This window comes from Klebsiella pneumoniae, from assembly GCF_000742135.1.
Lineage (GTDB): Bacteria > Pseudomonadota > Gammaproteobacteria > Enterobacterales > Enterobacteriaceae > Klebsiella > Klebsiella pneumoniae.
Genome location: NZ_KN046818.1, coordinates 3,535,374 through 3,554,462, shown reverse-complemented (window position 1 = coordinate 3,554,462; position 19,089 = coordinate 3,535,374). Strand labels below are relative to the sequence as shown.

Here is a 19,089-nt window from a genome sequence, read left to right as displayed (position 1 = left end):
TATGGTTTAATCACTGTTGTAGTTTTGCAGTGAATGCTATCCAGACGACTTAAGGTTGTATTTTGTCTGAGAAATTTCTCATGCCATTCCCGAAGGTTGTCGGCGAGGGAGGCTGGTTTACTGGGGTGACATTGCCCAGTAGACAGGCAATCAATCATGACGGCATTGATAGCCGCCTTGCCGTGGCCGGAAGCCCAAGCCTTCATCATCATGCGGGTATCATCAAGAGGATCAGGGATGTACAGGACGTGGAAACCCCCAGGAAAGATTCATCAGTTCAGCCAGCTCACCCTTTCTTTACCCTTCAGATCGCGGCCTCTTATCGTTAGCAATGGAGCTAGCCCATGATACCGCTCGCGCTCGTAGCAAATTAAAACGTTATCACCACGCTGTTTCAAAATAAAAAGGCAGTCAAATTTAACAATGACCTGACGCAGGCTCGGAAAACCAAAAATATGCCTGCAATAAAAGGGAAAACCATGACGAATAACGCCGACATAAAAAAAAGGAACTTCCTGACTCAGAATGAAATTGAGTCTTTACTTAAAGCGGCCGATACCGGTCCTTATGCTGCACGTAATTATTGCCTGACGTTACTGTGCTTCATCCATGGTCTGCGCGCCAGCGAGATCTGTCGTCTACGAATATCGGATATCGACCTTGCTGCCCGATGTGTTTACATCCATCGGCTTAAAAAAGGGTTTTCGACTACCCACCCGTTGCTGGATAAAGAGATCTACGCCCTAAAGCGCTGGCTGGCCATTCGCAGCAGCTGGCCGCAGGCCGCCAGCGAATGGCTGTTTCTCTCCCGCAAAGGTAATCCCCTTTCCCGCCAACAGTTTTATCAGATTATCGCGTCCTCAGGGGGACTGGCGGGGCTGCCACTGGAGATCCACCCGCACATGCTGCGGCACTCCTGTGGCTTTGCGTTGGCGAATATGGGGATCGATACCCGCTTGATACAGGATTATCTCGGGCATCGCAATATCCGCCACACCGTCTGGTATACCGCCAGCAATGCGGGACGCTTCTATGGCATCTGGGACAATCCCCGTGACAAACAGCGATCGTCGCTGATCCAATAGCCTTGACGCCATGGATGGCGTTGTATCGCGAGCGGTCGACAAATTAAAATATTCATGATTATTAACCCTGCGTTAATTAGGATTACTGTTCCCACAAGTTCTTATTTAATCCTTATTACTGAGAGTTAATATAACCCTGCGTTTACTCAGGAATTAGACTGGGTATTTATTGGTGGGAAAAATTTCCGCGGCTGTGTTTTTAATAACGGCTGGTAGTGAAAAATATCCTTTCATTTTATATACCTGGCGGCAACCCGCACAGATACTATTGAGCCGATGATTAAAATCTTTAAAATTAAGAATTATCACCCGACGATATTTTTAGTGTCTGGCAATGTAATATGTTATCAATTCGTGATTAATCATCTTCACCCTGTACCGTTTTAGCATTACAGAACCTATTTCGTCATGGCGTATGGTTTCGCTGTGACGGTCATTCATACCTATTTTCAGGAGCAACTATTGTGAACCGACGTCGTTTTCTAACCGCCAAAGAAGTTCAGGCCATGATGCAGGCTGCTCGTCAGGGCCCTACCGGCGAACGGGACTACTGCCTCATTCTGCTGGCCTTTCGCCATGGCATGCGCATTAGCGAACTGCTGGATCTGCATTATCACGATCTGGATCTCCATGAAGGGCGGGTTAATGTGCGGCGATTAAAGAATGGTTTTTCGACGATTCATCCACTGCGTTTTGATGAGCGCGAGGCGATTGAGCGCTGGAGCCTGGTCCGTGCCGGCTGGAAAGCGGCGGACAAAACGGACGCACTGTTTATCTCCCGCCGCGGCACCGCGCTCTCCCGCCAGCAGGCGTATCGTATTATTCGCTCCGCCGGGGAAAATGCGGGTACCGTCACGCACACTCACCCCCATATGCTGCGTCACGCCTGCGGCTATGAACTGGCGGAAAGAGGGACAGATACGCGTTTGATACAGGATTATCTAGGACATCGCAATATTCGTCACACAGTACGTTACACCGCCAGTAATGCGGCACGTTTCGCTGGCATCTGGGAAAGAAATAATCTTTTAGAGGAAAAAGACCAGAAGAAGAAAAATGAATTAACAGATTGATTTTAAAGAATTAAAAAAATAACGAACAGGTCAATTGGGGCCAAACTGTTTATATCATAAAAATGTTTTGACATATTTTGCAACTCACTGCGCCATATTTCCGCAAAAAAAATAATATCTCATTGATTATTATCTATTTTTAAACCTGAAATTACTCACTTTTCTCTAACCATATCTCTGCTGCACCGGCGATCCGTCGCCAGCGCCATCGCTATTCCTTTCGCACTCCCTTCCACCACACCAGATTATATTACCATAAAAGCCAAATTTGGCAGAATTTAAAACCACAGAATACCAGGTTGACACAAAATACAGATCATTTATCCCAACGAGTCAAAATGGCCCCAATTGTCTCATCGGTTGGGCGAAAACTGTGCAGAGCCGGCAGCCGGACCACTCGGCTGAAATCTGAAATGCCTGGAAGGCACAACGGCTGCCAATCCGGTTCGTTATTTCGACATCGTTCAAAGGAAAACAGTATGAAAATCAAAACACTGGCAATGATTGTTGTGTCAGCACTGTCACTGAGCTCCACGGCAGCTCTGGCCGATACCACCACGGTCAACGGCGGGACCGTGCATTTTAAAGGAGAAGTCGTTAATGCGGCCTGTGCGGTGGATGCCGGCTCTATCGATCAAACCGTTCAGTTAGGCCAGGTGCGTTCCGCGAAACTGGCCACGGCGGGGAGCACCAGTTCGGCCGTCGGTTTCAACATCCAGCTGGATGATTGCGACACTACGGTAGCCACCAAAGCGTCCGTCGCCTTCGCCGGTACGGCCATCGACAGCAGCAATACCACCGTTCTGGCCCTGCAAAACTCTGCCGCTGGCAGCGCAACCAACGTCGGCGTGCAGATCCTCGACAATACCGGTACGCCACTGGCACTGGACGGCGCCACCTTCAGTGCTGCGACCACGCTGAATGACGGCCCCAACATCATCCCGTTCCAGGCACGTTACTACGCGACCGGCGCAGCGACGGCTGGTATAGCGAACGCGGATGCCACGTTCAAAGTGCAGTACGAGTAAGACCCGAGTCAGGCAGGGAAGCTATTCGGGCCAGGAGGGCCCGCTCTCTATTTTCAACCGGAGTGAAACGATGCAGGGAATGAAATCTGGTCTGCTGCTGCTACTGCCTCCGCTGGCGCTGGCCGGTAATCATTGGAACGTCACGCTGCCGGGGGGCAGCATGCGTTTTCAGGGCCTGATAATGGCGAGCTCCTGCCGCGTCGAAGCCGGCGATCGGCAGATGACGGTCAATCTGGGGCAGATCAGCAGTAATCGATTTCATGCTGTCGGCGAAGACAGCAACCCAATCCCTTTCGCGATTCATTTACAGGATTGCAGTACGGCGGTCAGCCAGCATGTGGGTGTGACCTTTCACGGCGTGGCTGATGGAAAAAACCCCGACGTGCTGTCGGTGGGTGAAGGTCCGGGGATCGCCAGTGGGATCGGTATTACGCTATTCGACAGCCAGGGCCAGCAGCTCCCGCTCAATCGTCCAGCGGATCGCTGGATATCACTCTACCGCGGACCGACGACGCTAAATTTCGTCGCCAAATATCGGGCGACCGGACGCCAGGTCACCGGCGGTGCAGCCAATGCCCAGGCCTGGTTCTCATTGACCTATCAGTAATTAATCCGCAGACAAACAGGACAACACGGTGAGCAGACAAGGAGATAATGTGAGAAAAACGGCAACGATGGCGCATGGCTTACTGGCAGGATGTGTGCTTTTCGCCGCCAGTATCTTTAGCGCCAGCGCGCAGGCGGGCGTTGCGCTTGGCGCGACCCGGGTTATCTACCCGGCGGGACAGAAGCAGGTCCAGCTCGCGGTGACCAATAATGATGACAACAGTACCTGGCTTATTCAGTCATGGGTGGAAAATGCCGATGGTCAGCGAGACGGCCGGTTTGTCATCACTCCTCCGCTGTTTGCCATGCAGGGTAAAAAAGAGAACACCCTGCGCATTATCGACGCCACCAATAACCAGCTGCCGCAGGATCGGGAAAGTCTGTTCTGGATGAACGTGAAGGCGATCCCTTCGATGGATAAATCAAAGCTCAGCGACAATACCCTGCAGCTGGCGATTATCAGCCGCATCAAGCTCTACTACCGTCCGGGAAAACTGGCCCTGCCTCCGGATCAAGCGGCGGAAAAGCTGACCTTTAGCCGTAGCGGATCGTCGCTGACGCTGACGAACCCCACCCCCTATTACCTGACGGTGACCGAACTGAACGCCGGGACACGCATTCTGGAGAACGCCCTCGTACCGCCGATGGGCAAAACCAGCGTCAAGCTACCCGCGGATGCCGGGAACACCATCACCTATCGCACGATTAATGATTACGGCGCGCTGACGCCAAAAATGAATGGCGTGCTGCGCTAACCCAGAAGCGCCCCGCCGCGCGGGACACGCTGCGCATGACCAGAAGCAATGACAGCCGGGCAACGTCGGACCGGAGGGATAATGTCACATCGGAAATATGGACTGGATCATTTAGGTTGCCGAACTGCCCGGCGCCTGGTATCTCCGGCGCTGGCGCTGTGGCTCTGCTCACAGCCGTTTGCCGCGCGGGCGGACCTCTATTTTAACCCCCGCTTTTTAGCTGACGATCCGGCGGCGGTGGCTGACCTGTCGGGATTTGAAAAAGGCCAGGAGGTTCCGCCAGGCACCTATCGCGTCGATATTTATCTCAACAATGGTTTTATGACCACCCGGGACGTCACTTTCCAGGCCGATGCCCAGGGTCACGGTCTGTCACCCTGCCTGACGCGCGGCCAGCTGGCGAGCATGGGTGTGGATACCGGTCGGGTGCCGGGCATGGCGACGCTGGACAGCACGGCCTGCGTGCCGCTGACCACGCTTATCAGCGAAGCTACCACGCGCTTCGACGTCGGACAGCAGCGCCTGTACCTCACTGTCCCCCAGGCATTTATGGGTAACCATGCGCGCGGCTATATTCCGCCGGAGCTGTGGGATAACGGTATCACCGCCGGGCTGATTAACTATAACTTCACGGGCAATAACGCCCATAACACCACAGGTGGCAGCAGCCGTTACGCCTATCTGAATCTACAGAGCGGCCTGAACATTGGCGCCTGGCGTCTGCGCGATAACAGCACCTGGAGCTACAGCAGCGGCGGTAGCACCTCATCCAACGAGAATCGCTGGCAGCACGTTAACAGCTGGCTTGAGCGGGACATCACGCCTCTGCGTTCGCGACTCACCCTAGGGGACAGCTACACCAACGGCGATGTCTTCGACGGGATCAACTTCCGCGGCGCCCAGCTGGCCTCCGACGACAATATGCTACCGGACAGCCAGAAAGGCTTTGCGCCGGTGATCCACGGGATCGCCCGCGGCACGGCGCAGGTGTCAATCAGGCAAAACGGCTACGAAATCTACCAGAGCACAGTGCCGCCGGGACCATTTACCATCGACGATCTCTACGCCGCGGGCAATGGCGGCGATCTGCAGGTCACGATCAAAGAAGCGGATGGCTCCCGCCAGGTCTTCAGCGTGCCCTGGTCAACGGTGCCGGTTCTCCAGCGTGAAGGCCATACCCGCTTCGCCCTCACCGCCGGGGAGTACCGCAGCGGCAACAGTCAGCAGGAAACGCCCGATTTTTTCCAGGGCACGGCCATGCATGGCCTGCCGGCAGGCTGGACGCTCTACGGCGGCACCCAGCTGGCAGACCGCTATCGCGCCTTTAACCTTGGGGTGGGGAAAAACATGGGCTATTTCGGCGCCCTGTCGCTGGATATCACTCAGGCCAACGCCACCCTGGCTGACGACAGCGAACATCAGGGGCAGTCGGTGCGTTTTCTCTATAACAAATCCCTGGATGAGACCGGCACCAACCTGCAGCTGGTGGGCTACCGCTACTCTACCCGCGGCTATTATAACTTTGCCGATACCACTTACCGCCGGATGAGCGGCTACAGTGTGGAAACCCAGGACGGCGTTATCCAGGTAAAACCGAAATTTACCGACTACTACAATCTGGCTTACAGCAAGCGCGGCAAGGTGCAGCTGAGCGTGACTCAGCAGTTGGGGCGCACCGCCACCCTCTATCTCAGCGGTAGCCACCAGACCTACTGGGGCACCGACGATGCCGATGAGCAGCTGCAGGCCGGCCTCAACGCCGCCGTGGACGATATCAACTGGTCGCTAAGCTACAGCCTGACAAAAAACGCCTGGCAGCAGGGGCGCGATCAAATGCTGGCGATCAATATCAATATCCCCTTCAGCCACTGGCTGCGTTCCGACAGCCGCTCGGTCTGGCGGCACGCCAGCGCCAGCTACAGCCTGTCGCACGATCTCAATGGCCGCATGACCAATCTGGCGGGCCTGTACGGCACCCTGCTGGAAGACAACAACCTCAGCTATAGCGTGCAGACCGGCTATGCCGGCGGCGGCAACGGCGACAACGGGAGCACAGGCTACACCACCCTCAACTACCGCGGCGGCTACGGCAACGCCAACGTCGGCTACAGCCGCAGCGATGGCTTTAAACAGCTCTACTACGGGGTCAGCGGCGGCGTGCTGGCGCACGCCAACGGCATCACCCTGAGCCAACCGTTAAACGATACCGTGGTGCTGGTGAAAGCCCCCGGCGCCGGCGGCGTGAAAGTGGAAAACCAGACCGGGGTACGCACCGACTGGCGCGGGTATGCCGTCCTGCCTTATGCCACTGAGTATCGCGAAAACCGGATCGCGCTGGATACCAACACCCTGGCGGACAATGTCGACCTTGACGATGCGGTGGTCAGCGTGGTGCCCACCCATGGGGCGATTGTCCGCGCCAACTTTAACGCCCAGGTGGGGATGAAGATCCTGATGACGCTGACCCATCGCGGCAAACCGGTGCCGTTTGGCGCCCTCGCCACCGGCGACAGCAACCAGAGCGGCAGCATCGTCGCGGACAACGGCCAGGTCTACCTGAGCGGGATGCCGCTGGCGGGCAAAGTGCGGGTGAAATGGGGCGATGGCCCGGACGCTCAGTGCGTGGCCGATTACCGTCTGCCGCCGGAGAGCCAGCAGCAGGCGCTCAGTCAGCTTTCGGTCGCGTGCCGCTAAGGAGATCATGATGAGAACACTGCAGTATCTGCTGGGCACCCTGTTCACCCTGGGCGCACCGGCTGCGCTTGCCGCCGATAGCACGATCACCATCAGCGGCTATGTCCGCGATAACGCCTGCGCGGTAGCCGGCGAATCGAAGGATTTTACTGTCGATTTACAGGATAACGCCGCGAAGCAGTTTTATGCCGTTGGGGCCACGACGCCGCCGGTGCCGTTCCGCATCGTGCTGTCGCCCTGCGGCACTTCCGTCACCGCGGTGAAGGTCGGTTTCACCGGCGTGGCGGACAGCATCAACACCAGCCTGTTAAAACTCGATGCCGGGGCCTCGGCGGCGGCAGGAATGGGGGTGGAAATTCTCGATCAGCAGCAGTCCCGGCTGCCGGTCAATGCGCCGTCATCCACCATGACCTGGACCACGCTGACCCCGGGCCAGACCAATATTCTCAACTTTTACGCCCGGCTGATGGCCACTCAGGTGCCCGTCACCGCCGGGCATGTCAATGCGACAGCGACATTCACCCTGGAATTTCAGTAAGCGGAGGCTGAAATGAAATGGACTCATGTGGGCTGGCTGCTGGCCGGCCTGTTAACCGCGAGCGCTTCCCTGCGGGCGGCCGACGTCACTCTCACCGTCAACGGCAAGGTGGTGGCCAGACCCTGCACGGTTTCCACCGTCAATGCCACCGTCGAGCTGGGCGATCTCTATACCTTTAGCCTGATCGGTGCGGGCTCGGCATCGGCCTGGCACAGCGTGGCGCTGGATCTGAGCAACTGCCCCGTGGGTACTTCACGGGTGAAAGCCACCTTCAGCGGAACGGCGGACAGCACCGGCTATTACAAAAACCAGGGAACGGCGGGCAATATTCAGCTCGAACTGCAGAACGAGGACGGCACCACGCTGAACAATGGCAGCAGCCAGTCGGTACAGGTGGATGAGGCCAGCCAGTCCGCTCGCTTCCCGCTGCAGGTCAGGGCGCTGTCCGTCAACGGCGGCGCCACGCAAGGCACCATTCAGGCGGTGATTAACGTCACCTATACCTACGCCTGAGCCAGGAGAGCATCATGATGAAAAAAATAATCCCCCTGTTCACCACCCTGCTGCTGCTGGGCTGGTCGATGAACGCCTGGTCCTTTGCCTGCAAAACGGCCACCGGGGCGACGATTCCCATCGGCGGCGGGTCAGCCAACGTCTACGTTAACCTGACCCCGGCGGTGAACGTCGGGCAAAACCTGGTGGTCGACCTCTCCACGCAGATTTTTTGCCATAACGACTATCCGGAAACGATCACCGACTACGTGACCCTGCAGCGCGGATCCGCCTATGGCGGTGTGCTGTCGAGTTTTTCAGGCACCGTGAAATATAACGGCACCTCTTACCCGTTCCCGACCACCACGGAAACCGCGCGGGTGATTTATGATTCACGGACCGATAAACCCTGGCCGGCCGTCCTGTATCTGACGCCGGTGAGCACTGCCGGTGGAGTGGCCATCACCGCAGGATCGTTAATCGCGGTGCTGATCCTGCATCAGACCAACAACTACAATAGCGACTCCTTCCAGTTCATCTGGAACATCTACGCCAACAACGACGTGGTGGTCCCCACCGGCGGCTGCGACGTCTCCGCCCGCGATGTCACCGTCACCCTCCCCGACTACCCGGGATCGATGGCCGTGCCGCTCACCGTCCACTGCGCGCAGAGCCAGCAGCTGGGGTATTACCTCTCCGGCACCACCGCGGACAGCGCCAACGCGATCTTCACCAATACCGCCTCCGCCTCGCCGGCGCAGGGGATAGGCGTTCAGCTGACGCGCAACGGCAGCGCCGTCCCGGCGAACAGCACGGTCTCGCTGGGCACCGTCGGCACCTCGCCGGTCAACCTCGGCCTGACGGCCACCTATGCCCGGACCACAGGCCAGGTTACCGCCGGCAACGTGCAGTCGATCATCGGCATCACCTTTGTCTATCAATGATGACCGATTATATCCTCTCGCCCTGCTCGCTGGCCGCCCGCGGGTTGAGCCAGCTGATGCTGAACGCCGCGAAGCGGCCCGTTGAGCTGCCGGTCGAGGGCGTGTCCCTGCGCGAGCTGGCCGCCGTGAAGCGGATCGTGGTGTATCTCCCTGACGATCCCCTGTGGATGCTCACCACGCTGCGCCAGGCGGCAAGGCTACTCGACGAGGCCTTGCCGCCGTTACCGATGTTGATTCTGAGCCGCAGCCCGGCCATCTGGCTGTGGCAAACGCTGCTCTATCAGGTGAGTCATCCGGATCGTCTGCGCAACGTCCATACTGCCCCCGCCGATCTGTCCTGCGCGGAGCTGGCCCATCGGCTGGAGAATGCGCCGCGGCTTGAGCGGCTTGCCAGCGAAGCCGCGCTGATCCACGGAAAACGGGTCGTCGGGTTGACCCACGCCGAGCTCAAGGTGATCCTCGCCCTGCTGCAAGGGCAGACGATAGGCGAGCAGGCCCAACGTCTCGGATTGAGCCAGAAAACGCTCTACACCCAGCGGCTGGCTGGGGTGAAAAAGCTGGTGGAATGTCATCCGCATCTGGCCCCCCGCTTTCCGCGCACGCTGCTGCCGCGCTCACCCGCAAACGCACTGACGGCGTTTGAACAGGAATGGGTACAAGCGATTCACGATCGCCAGGTCTTCCCGGTTTTTCAACCTATCGTCGATAGTCGCTCACAGCTACAGGGGGTGGAGATCCTGATCCGCTGGCGCCACCGCGGCCAGGTACTTCACCCCCAGACCTTTCTGCCGCACTTCCGCGCCGACTACACCTGGCTGCTGCTTACGGCCTTTGTTCTGCAGGAGGCCGTGCAGAATATTAATGAGTATCCAGGCGCCTTCTATTTTTCGGTCAACATACCCTCCTCGCTCGCCGACAGTGACAGCCTGCTGCGGATGGTGGAAGCCGCTCGCCAGCAGCTTCGGCAGCCAGAGGGCGTGGCAAGGCTGGTGCTGGAATATGCTGAAACTATCGATTTTCGCCATCAGAGCCGCTCCGCCGCCCACGTGGCGCAGCTGCAACGTGCTGGCGTGCGCGTGATGCTGGACGACTGCTTTTCTCAGGGGAGCGTTATCTTTCCGGCGCGTCGACTGCACTTCAATGCGTATAAACTGGATATGAGCATCGTCAACGACGCCCAGCACGATCCAAAGGCGCTTGCGCTAATAAAAAGCCTGGCCTACTACTGCCAGTTAAGCGACAGTCGCTGTGTGGCGGAAGGGGTGGATTCACTGGCGAAATTTACGCAGTTAAAATCGCTGGGGATTGATCGCTTCCAGGGCTATCTGTTTTCACCACCGATGCGGCGCGAACATCTCCCGGATCTGATCCGCCGCTTTTCCCACCAGCGCGATCCGGCGAAACGTTGAGGGTGCGAGAAAAGCGCACCGGTTAGCACCGGTGCCGGTACGTCATGCGCGAATATCGTCGTATTCGCGGGTGTTATCGAATTCATGTTTGGCAAACGGGCAGAGAGGGATAATCTTCCGCTGCTCCTGGCGCATTTTTTCCACTACCTTCGCCACCAGCTGTTTCCCCACGCCCTGGCCTTTCAGGCTGGGATCAACATCGGTATGTTCGATAATGCTGAGGTGTTCGCCGGTGGGAACAAAAACAATCTCCGCCACCTGGTTTCCCTGCGCGTCGTTAACATAAAATTTGTTATGCCCTTCCAGTATTTCCATCTTCTCCTCGCTTATTTATGACGATATTGCAGAGCGCCGCTCGGGCAGGTATCAATCACGTTTACCACCGTCGCGACATCCACTTCATCCGGGATAATCCACGGCTTACGCTTCAGGTTGAAGAGCTTCGCGCTGCCGCGCACGCAGTTCCCGGAATGCTGACAGATCGCCGTATTAAAGTAGACGTCGATTTTCTCCCCGGTGTAGGCCCGGTAGCCGGCTTCCAGTAATTCCTTATCCATGACATTGCCTCGGTCGTTTTTATCTTTCAGGCTAAGCATAGCCCTCGCCGTGGCGGCTGACTATGCGCAAGCGCGGGAATTGACGCCTCACATCATGCTCTCCCATCGCGCAAGGATCCCGCAGTCAACGATCGGTTGACTTTCATTCCCGCAACGAGGCGATTACACTCATGACACACTGGTATGATCACTCAGGGATGTTCCATTGAATCATATTGCCACCATCGCCCGCCCGGCGCGGTTACTGCTCGTCTTGCCGCTTTCCGGCTGCTCACTTTCGCCAGAGATCCCGGTATTGGGCGCTGCTTTTCCCGGCTGGTTTTTCTGCTTACTGGGCGGTGCGTTTTTACTGATCCCCTGCCATATCCTGATTACCCGTAAAGGCTGGCAGCCGCGCTTTTCTCCCCTGGTCTTCAGCTACGTCGCGCTGATGTTCCTGTTCGCCACGTTGCTGTGGTTTCTGTTTTTTGTTCACTGATCGCTTATGACAACTTCCCGCACTTCCCTGTTACGCAAAAAGTGGCCTCTGCTGGCGCTGGTCCTTGCCGCCATCCTGGCGCTGATCCTCGTTATCTGGCAGTTGCAAACCTCGCCGGAGACCAATGACGCCTATGTCTATGCTGATACCATCGATGTAGTGCCCGAGGTCAGCGGACGCATCGTGGAGATGCCCATTCGCGATAACCAGCGGGTGAAAAAAGGCGATCTGTTGTTCCGCATCGACCCCCGCCCCTATCAGGCAATGCTCGATGACGCGAAAGCCCGGCTGACAACCCTCGACGCGCAGATCATGCTGACCCAGCGCACCATCAAAGCGCAGGAGTATAACGCCCAGTCGGTGGCGGCCGCCGTCGAGCGCGCCAGAGCGCTGGTTAAGCAGACCACCTCCACGCGTATCCGCCTTGAGCCGCTGGTGCCGCAGGGGTTCGCTTCCCAGGAAGATCTCGATCAGGCGCGCACCGCTGAGAAAGCGGCGCGGGCGGAGCTGGAGGCCACGCTGCTGCAGGCCAAACAGGCCTCGGCGGCCGTGACCGGCGTGGATGCCATGGTGGCGCAACGCGCCGGGGTCCTGGCGCAAATCGCCCTCGCTGAACTGCATCTGGAATTTACCGAAGTGCGCGCGCCGTTCAACGGCGTGGTGGTGGCGCTGAAAACCACCGTCGGCCAGTACGCCTCGGCGCTGAAGCCGGTCTTCACCCTGCTGGATGACGACCGCTGGTATGTGATCGCGAACTTCCGCGAAACCGACCTGAACAACGTGCGCCCCGGCGTGGCGGCGCGGATCACCGTGATGACCAACCACAACCGGACCTTTAACGGGGTGGTGGATTCGGTCGGCTCCGGGGTCCTGCCCGAAGGTGGGAGCGTCATCGAAGGGCTGCCGCTGATCCAGAAAAGCATTAACTGGGTCCACGTCTCGCAGCGCTTCCCGGTGAAAATCGCCGTCAGCGATCCCGACCCGGAACTGTTCCGCATGGGCGCCTCGGCCAGCGCCGTGCTGCAGCCGTAGCCGGGCGACGCTATGTTTCCTCTCGCCCATTTTTTACGCCAGGAACTGCGCGACGCGCCGGGACGCGCCAGCTACACGCTGCGCCTGACGCTAAGCTGCGCGGTGCTCATCACCCTGTTTATGACCCTGCAGATCCCTTTCCTGGCCGTTGCGCTGATCGTCGTGTTCTACGTCAGCCAGCCTAACGTGTTGATGATTAAGCTGGTCAGCGTGGTCTTTTTTGTCACCGTCACCGTGGCGCTCGGCGGCGTGCTGCTGATCATCAAGTGGACCTATGACTACCCGCTGATCCGCCTGGCGGCCTCCGTGGCGCTCTTTTTCTGCGCCCTCTATCTGATGCGGGTGCTGGGCAAGCTGGGACTGGCCTTTTTCGTGGTGGCGCTGGCGGTGATTTACGCTCAGACCTTCCCGTCGATGACCAGCCAGAGCGAGATCCTGGTGCGGCTGCTGCTTTGGCTGTGGGTGGCGATTAACACCGCGATCCTCGTCACCCTGCTGGTCAACGCCTGCTTTCAGCAGGCCTTTCCCGGCAACCAGTTTAAGGCGCGTCTGGCCGGGATGCTGCACGAGGTCGCCCGGCGGCTGGCGGCCCCGGACGCTGAAGCGCCACCGACCTTCGGCGAGACCGCCGCGCAGTTCAATCAGCTGCAGTCGCTATTCGCCCAGGCCAGCCGGGCGACACCGGAGATCGCCGCCGATCCCCAGGCCTGGCGCTCGCGGCTGGCCGCCACTTTGCGCTGCTACCAGCTGGCGGCCCTGCTGCAAGCAGACGAGGCGGATAGTGACGATCGCCAGCAGCTGTCGCAGGCGGTACTTCAGCTGAAGAACGCCCTTAGCGAGGGGCCGTTTGACGGCGCTATTCCTCCCCTGACGCTCAGCGGTCGCGGCGTCAATCGCGCTGTTCTGCAGGAGATGGCTACCACTCTGCAGCGGCTGGCGCAGGGTGAGCCGGTTGCCCTGCCGCAGGGTGAGGTGGAGAAGGCGCCCCTGCTGGCGCCGGACGCCTGGCGCAACCCGGCATATCTCCATTTTGCGCTCAAGACCCTGCTGGCGACCCTAATCTGCTATGTCTTCTATACCGCTGCCGACTGGCAGGGTCTACATACCATTATGCTGAGCTGCGTGATCGTCGCCCAGCCCGGGCTGGGCGCCACGATGCAAAAGACATGGCTGCGCATCGGCGGGGCGCTGCTCGCCTCCCTGCTGGCGCTGCTGTTAATCGTCTTTGTCCAGCCCTGGACCGATTCGCTGACGGGCCTGCTGGCGATGTCCCTGCCGGTGCTGGCGCTGGCGGCGTGGATTGCCGCCGGCTCGGAGCGTATCGCCTACGCCGGGATCCAGATTGGTTTCACCTTTGCGCTGGCCTTTCTCAGCTGGTTTGCTCCGCTGACGAACCTCACCGAGCTGCGGGATCGGGTGCTGGGCATCCTGCTCGGGGTGCTGGTCTCCTCCATTGTTCATTTGTATCTCTGGCCGGACAGCGAAGCGCCGCAGCTGAAAACCCGCCTTGCGGCACTTTATCGCCGGCTGGCGTACTGCCTCGCCGCCCCGAAGGAGGCGGTTCCGCTGGCTCCCCTGCTTGTCGCCTTCACCGACAGCGAAGCGCTGATCCACCGGGTTCGCGCCGAACCGCTGGGCACGTATGCTCACCCCTGGCCCCAGGCGAAAGGCTGGCCGATGCGCGCCACCCTCGCCCAGGCCGAGGAGATCGCCCGTCTCAGCGAAGGCTACCGACTCAACGCCGCGCCGGGAGATCCGACCCTGGCCCGCTGCGCCGGACAGCTGCGGCGCTACGCTGAACGTATCGAACAGGAGGCGACGGCGCCTGGCGAACAGCTGACCGCCGACCTGACTAACCCCTTTGGCCCGGCGCTGGCCGCCGCGCTGGCCGCCCTGCCCGACTGGGGGCCGACACCGATAGCGACTGAGCAACAGGCTAAAACGTCATGATGATCCTTCCTTTCTCCGCGCGCCTGCGCGGCACTCTTTTTACCCTGACGCTGACGCTGCTCAGCGGCTGCGCGCTGATCCAGGATGAGCCTGCCCAGGTCGCCATCGTCAATCCGCAGCAGGCCCAGCTGGCGCAGGTGATCCACCTGGCGAACAGCGACTGGCCGGCCGCCCGCTGGTGGGAGGCCTATGATGATCCTCAGCTCAATATGCTGATCAACCGGGCGCTGCAGAACTCGCCGACCATGCAGGCCGCCCGGCTGCGCATCTCCCAGTCGCAGTCCACGGTGGAACTCGCCCGGTCGGCAATGGGCCTGCAGGCCACCGCCGTCGCGGCGCAAAACCGCCTGCGGATCACCGACAAATCCTTTAGCTGGCCCTACTCATACTCCCTGCCGGTGGATAAAAACGGCCCCTGGTATACGCTGAATACCGTTGGCGTCGGGGCGCAGCTGAATATCGATCTCTGGGGGGCCGATCGCGCCCGGGTCGCCGCCGCTATTGGCGAGAAAAACGCCCGGCTGGCGGAGACCGCCGGCATTGAGCTCGACATCGCCAGCAGCGTGGCGCAGCTCTATTTCGCCATGCAGGCGACGTTCCAGAAAATCGCGCTGCTGCAGGAGCTGGAGGGCATTGCCCGATTCTCGGTGGAAGCCCACGAGCACCGGACCCGGCGCGGCCTGGAAGACAGTGTGGATGTGGCCAACGCCCAGGCCGAACAGCTCGCCGCTCGCCAGCAGATCATTCGCGCCGAGGGGATGCTGACCCAGTATCGTGAAACCCTGCGGGCGCTGATCGGCGCCGATGCGCAGAGCATGCCGGCCATCCATCCGGTGGCGCTGCCGGCGCTCCAGGAGACGCTGCCGCCGTCGCTCTCTTTCGAGCTGCTGGCCCGCCGTCCGGACCTGCAGGCGCTGCGCGGCTACGTCACCGCCTCCCTGAGCCAGGTCGATGCGGCGAAAGCGGCCTTCTACCCCCATTTTGATATCAAAGCGTTCTGGGGCTATAACGCCCTGAGCGTCGGGGATCTGTTTAAGTCCTCTTTCCAGCAGATCAACCTGCTGCCCGGGCTGTATCTGCCGATCTTCGACGGCGGCCGTCTGAACGCTAATCTGCAGTCGGTACGCACCGCCAGCAACATCCTGATCAAACAGTACAACCAGGCGGTGCTGGATGCGGTTCGCGATGTCGCCATCAGCTCCAGCCAGCTTAACGACCTGAATCAGCAGCGCGCGCTGCAGCAGCTAAAAGTCACCGCGGCGCAGACCACCACCGATAGCGCTCGCGCCCATTATCAGCACGGCCTCCTCAGCCGCTACGCCGCCGAAGAAGCCCGCCGGGCGGTCCTCGCCCAGCAGCTGTTGCTGCTGGACATTGAGGCCCAGCGGCTAAGCACCGACATTACCCTGATCAAAGCCCTGGGCGGCGGCTATCGAGGGCAATAACAAAAATGCCTTCCCAATAGGGGAAGGCATTAAGCTGAAGAGGCGGGGTGGATGCGCGGCGATTACACCAGGGCGCGCAGCTCTTCCCGCATATAGGTGGAAAAGAATTCCGGATGCTTAATCACCAGCCGTTCGCCGGCGGCGACCCGTTCAGCCCACTCCGCCACTTTGTCGGTAAACCCGGCGCTCCAGCCCTGCTGTTGGCCACGCGCAGCGACGTCGGCTGGGGTGGCAGGTACGCCCAGTTCTTTTAAATATTTGAGAATTCCCTTCGCGGTACTTTCATCCATAGACTGTGGTACTGGCTCAGACGTATTCATACCACCGATGAAATCCAATGCTTTATCAATGACTGCTGGCATAGGTGTGTCCTTATATTAACCACATAGTAAACCTGACTACACTATGGACCGGAAAGTGACGTGATTTCAAAGAACACGCTCACGTTATGGGACATCGCGCATTGAGAAAAGGGGATTTGGTTCTGCTGGGGCGGGGATTGGACAAAAAACAAGCCGGCCCCACCGGGCCGGCCTGAGGCTTGCGTCAGGCGTTGCTGACGGATTTTTGCGCGGCGCTGGACTGACTGTTCTCCAGCATCCGGCGGACCGGGACAATCAGCACGGCCAGCACGGCGGCGCAGATCAGTAGCGCAATGGAGCAGCGGGCGAAGAGGTCCGGCAGCAGCGACAGCTGATCGGCCTTCACATGACCGCCAATCAGGCCCGCCGCCAGGTTACCCAGCGCGCTGGCGCAGAACCACAGCCCCATCATCTGGCCGCGCATTCTCTCCGGTGCCAGCAGAGTCATGGTCGCCAGCCCAATCGGGCTCAGGCACAGCTCACCGAGCGTCAGCATCAGGATGCTGCCCACCAGCCACAGCGGTGACACACCGGCCCCGCCGTTGCTCAGGACGTTCTGCGCCGCCAGCATCATCAGGCCAAAGCCCGCCGCTGCGCACAGGATGCCAATCACGAATTTGGTCATACTGCCCGGACGAACATTTTTACGCGCCAGCGCAGGCCACGCCCAGCTGAATACCGGCGCGAGGAGAATGATAAACAAGGCGTTAATCGACTGGAACCAGACCGCGGGGATCTCAAAATCGCCGATCATCCGGTTGGTATAGTCGTTAGCAAACAGGTTGAAGGAGGTCGGTTTCTGTTCAAAAGCGGACCAGAAAAAGGCCGCCGAGACCAGCAAAATAAAGCATACCAGCAGGCGCGCCCGCTCTTTACGGTTGAGTCCGGCGAAGACGAACAGCCAGATGAAATAGAGCGCCACGGAGGCGGCAATTACATAGACCAGCACGCTGGCCACCGCCACCGGGTTAATCACGATCGTGCCCAGGCTGATAAGCGTGACCAGCACCGCCACTCCCAGCGCCAGCGCCAGCAGCCACGCTCCAACGCCATTCTTTTTCGCCACCGGGCTGTTCCAGGTGGAATCGAGGCCAACCTCCGCGTCATAGCGCTTCATCGACGGTACGGCAAAGACACGGAAAATGATCAGCGCCACCAGCATCCCGATCCCCCCGATGCCGAAGCCCCAGTGCCAGCCATGCGATTTGATAAGCCAGCCAGAGATCAATGGCGCGATAAACGAGCCGATGTTGATCCCCATGTAAAACAGCGAAAAACCACCGTCGCGGCGCGCGTCGCCCTTTTTATACAGGGTGCCGACCATCACCGAGATACAGGTTTTAAACAACCCGGAACCCAGGACGATAAACATCAGACCGATAAAGAACAGATCGTTGCCCAGCCATGCTGACAGAGCGATCGACAGGTGCCCCAGGGCGATCAGGATAGAGCCGTACCAGACGGCGCGTTGTTGGCCAAGCCAGTTATCCGCCAGCCAGCCGCCAGGCAGCGCGGCCAGATACATACTGCCGGCAAAAATCCCAACGATCGCCGAGGCGTTCTCTCGCGCCAGGCCCATGCCGCCGTCGTACACTGTCGCCGCCATAAACAGGATCAGTAAAGGACGGATGCCGTAAAACGAGAAGCGCTCCCACATTTCAGTGAAGAACAGGGAGCCCAGCGGATAAGGATGGCCGAAAAAGGTACGGCTTTCGTTTTTATTAACAGAGGAATGCATAAATTCTCCAGGTAAGGTGCGCCGCAGCGCAAGTTAACCGTATAAAGCAGGCTGACGATTTATAATTTGTTTGTATTAACATCAAACACGAGCATTTTTAACCATTTGATAACCACGCAATGGTTTTGTCCAGCCCCTTACCTTCCCTTTTTAGATGAAAAGTCGACAAACATCTAGTTTTACAGATTTAATGTTCGCAATAATGCAAACGACGTTGACTTTATATCATTACGCACAAAAAGAAATTTTACCTATTAAAAACAAAAAGTTAATAATTTATCGAGAGACATAAACCACCGGCGCAGAGGCGGTGTATAACGGCAGGAAAAGTAAGGGAAACAGACTAGATAGTGGAGAAATAGCGCTAAGCGAGAATATTGTCAGCAATCCAGGCGCTACATACCTGGAGAGCCTACCATACAGCAGGTTTAACACGGCATGCCGGCTGCTACAGCCGGCGCCATTCTGCGCGCTATTTCACACGCTGCCCTGCGGCATCAATGACTGGCTCACCGTCCTCCTTCACGAATGCGCCTTTTTGCGGCGCCGTCAGGATCTCCAGCACCACCTCTGACGGGCGGCAGAGTCGGGTGCCCTGCGGCGTCGTTACGATCGGACGGTTAATCAGGATCGGATGCTGAAGCATAAACTCGATTATCTGGTCGTCAGTAAACCGGTCTTCCGCCAGGCCCAGCACGTCGTAGGGTTCGACGTTTTGCCGCAGCAGCGCGCGCACCGGGATCCCCATCGCGGCGAGCAGCTGGCGCAGCTCATCACCCGACGGCGGCGTCTCCAGATAATAGATAATGGTGGGCTCGGCGCCGCTGTTACGGATCAGCGCCAGCGTATTACGCGAGGTGCCGCAGTCAGGGTTATGGTAAATGGTGATGCTCATAGTACGTT

At 58.7% G+C, this 19,089-nt stretch carries 20 protein-coding genes; 15 read left to right on the top strand and 5 right to left on the bottom strand.

Annotation, left to right across the window (positions count from 1 at the left end; genetic code table 11):
* Nucleotides 1-80: 80 nt before the first annotated feature.
* From DR88_RS31685 to DR88_RS08880, 11 genes are all read left to right on the top strand, one after another.
* Nucleotides 81-329 carry a hypothetical protein gene (locus DR88_RS31685; RefSeq protein ID WP_004144011.1) on the top strand — a complete coding sequence of 83 codons (249 nt, stop codon included), beginning with the start codon at nt 81-83 and terminating at the stop codon, nt 327-329.
* Nucleotides 330-479: 150 nt separating this feature from the next.
* Nucleotides 480-1,085: a type 1 fimbria switch DNA invertase FimB gene (gene fimB / locus DR88_RS08835; RefSeq protein ID WP_004151951.1), complete on the top strand. Its 606-nt coding sequence runs from the start codon at nt 480-482 to the stop codon at nt 1,083-1,085.
* A gap of 464 nt (nt 1,086-1,549) precedes the next feature.
* Entirely contained in the window at nt 1,550-2,158 is a 609-nt protein-coding gene (fimE, locus tag DR88_RS08840; RefSeq protein WP_004174509.1) for a type 1 fimbria switch DNA invertase FimE, read from the top strand.
* Between the two features lie 479 nt (nt 2,159-2,637).
* Nucleotides 2,638-3,186, top strand: coding sequence for a type 1 fimbrial major subunit FimA (fimA, locus tag DR88_RS08845; protein ID WP_002916190.1), 549 nt, complete (start codon nt 2,638-2,640; stop codon nt 3,184-3,186).
* A gap of 70 nt (nt 3,187-3,256) precedes the next feature.
* Entirely contained in the window at nt 3,257-3,793 is a 537-nt protein-coding gene (gene fimI / locus DR88_RS08850; protein WP_025861604.1) for a type 1 fimbrial minor subunit FimI, read from the top strand.
* A gap of 67 nt (nt 3,794-3,860) precedes the next feature.
* Nucleotides 3,861-4,547 (top strand): fimbria/pilus periplasmic chaperone, encoded by a 687-nt coding sequence (locus DR88_RS08855; RefSeq protein ID WP_004144024.1) that lies wholly within the window; start codon nt 3,861-3,863, stop codon nt 4,545-4,547.
* A gap of 81 nt (nt 4,548-4,628) precedes the next feature.
* Entirely contained in the window at nt 4,629-7,241 is a 2,613-nt protein-coding gene (locus tag DR88_RS08860) for a fimbrial biogenesis usher protein (RefSeq protein WP_023287975.1), read from the top strand.
* 10 nt (nt 7,242-7,251) lie between these two features.
* Complete coding sequence (gene fimF / locus DR88_RS08865; RefSeq protein ID WP_009308600.1) at nt 7,252-7,779, top strand: type 1 fimbrial adaptor subunit FimF; 528 nt, start codon at nt 7,252-7,254, stop codon at nt 7,777-7,779.
* A 12-nt stretch (nt 7,780-7,791) separates the two neighbouring features.
* Complete coding sequence (gene fimG, locus DR88_RS08870) at nt 7,792-8,292, top strand: type 1 fimbrial minor subunit FimG (RefSeq protein WP_002916195.1); 501 nt, start codon at nt 7,792-7,794, stop codon at nt 8,290-8,292.
* Between the two features lie 17 nt (nt 8,293-8,309).
* Nucleotides 8,310-9,215 carry a fimbrial protein gene (locus DR88_RS08875; protein WP_004151788.1) on the top strand — a complete coding sequence of 302 codons (906 nt, stop codon included), beginning with the start codon at nt 8,310-8,312 and terminating at the stop codon, nt 9,213-9,215.
* Nucleotides 9,212-10,624 carry an EAL domain-containing protein gene (locus tag DR88_RS08880; protein WP_025861601.1) on the top strand — a complete coding sequence of 471 codons (1,413 nt, stop codon included), beginning with the start codon at nt 9,212-9,214 and terminating at the stop codon, nt 10,622-10,624. The genes DR88_RS08875 and DR88_RS08880 overlap by 4 nt, the downstream gene beginning before the upstream one ends.
* A gap of 42 nt (nt 10,625-10,666) precedes the next feature.
* Here DR88_RS08880 and DR88_RS08885 read toward each other — a convergent pair whose 3' ends face one another.
* A complete protein-coding gene (locus DR88_RS08885) occupies nt 10,667-10,939 on the bottom strand; it encodes a GNAT family N-acetyltransferase (RefSeq protein ID WP_002916201.1) in 273 nt (90 codons plus the stop codon).
* 11 nt (nt 10,940-10,950) lie between these two features.
* Nucleotides 10,951-11,181, bottom strand: a complete 231-nt coding sequence (gene yjdI / locus DR88_RS08890) for a 4Fe-4S mono-cluster protein YjdI (RefSeq protein ID WP_002916202.1) — start codon at nt 11,179-11,181, stop codon at nt 10,951-10,953.
* A gap of 205 nt (nt 11,182-11,386) precedes the next feature.
* On the opposite strand from yjdI, the gene DR88_RS08895 reads away from it, so the two are divergent.
* The 4 genes from DR88_RS08895 to DR88_RS08910 are packed head-to-tail and all read left to right on the top strand — an operon-like array spanning nt 11,387 to nt 16,086.
* Entirely contained in the window at nt 11,387-11,659 is a 273-nt protein-coding gene (locus DR88_RS08895) for a YtcA family lipoprotein (protein ID WP_002916204.1), read from the top strand.
* 6 nt (nt 11,660-11,665) lie between these two features.
* Nucleotides 11,666-12,691 (top strand): multidrug transporter subunit MdtN, encoded by a 1,026-nt coding sequence (mdtN, locus tag DR88_RS08900; RefSeq protein ID WP_004174502.1) that lies wholly within the window; start codon nt 11,666-11,668, stop codon nt 12,689-12,691.
* Between the two features lie 12 nt (nt 12,692-12,703).
* Entirely contained in the window at nt 12,704-14,641 is a 1,938-nt protein-coding gene (gene mdtO, locus DR88_RS08905) for a multidrug efflux transporter permease subunit MdtO (RefSeq protein WP_004149686.1), read from the top strand.
* Nucleotides 14,638-16,086 carry an MdtP family multidrug efflux transporter outer membrane subunit gene (locus DR88_RS08910; RefSeq protein ID WP_032443954.1) on the top strand — a complete coding sequence of 483 codons (1,449 nt, stop codon included), beginning with the start codon at nt 14,638-14,640 and terminating at the stop codon, nt 16,084-16,086. The genes mdtO and DR88_RS08910 overlap by 4 nt, the downstream gene beginning before the upstream one ends.
* A 62-nt stretch (nt 16,087-16,148) precedes the next feature.
* Here DR88_RS08910 and DR88_RS08915 read toward each other — a convergent pair whose 3' ends face one another.
* The 3 genes from DR88_RS08915 to arsC all read right to left on the bottom strand — a co-directional run bounded on the left by DR88_RS08915 (nt 16,149) and on the right by arsC (nt 19,081).
* Nucleotides 16,149-16,448 (bottom strand): DUF1889 family protein, encoded by a 300-nt coding sequence (locus DR88_RS08915; protein WP_002916274.1) that lies wholly within the window; start codon nt 16,446-16,448, stop codon nt 16,149-16,151.
* 184 nt (nt 16,449-16,632) lie between these two features.
* The gene (locus DR88_RS08920; protein ID WP_004149688.1) at nt 16,633-18,186 is read right to left on the bottom strand and encodes a peptide MFS transporter; all 1,554 of its coding nucleotides are present in this window, start codon (nt 18,184-18,186) and stop codon (nt 16,633-16,635) included.
* A gap of 472 nt (nt 18,187-18,658) precedes the next feature.
* On the bottom strand, nt 18,659-19,081 hold the full coding sequence (arsC, locus tag DR88_RS08925; protein WP_025861935.1) for a glutaredoxin-dependent arsenate reductase: 423 nt from the start codon (nt 19,079-19,081) through the stop codon (nt 18,659-18,661).
* Between the last annotated feature and the right edge of the window lie 8 nt (nt 19,082-19,089).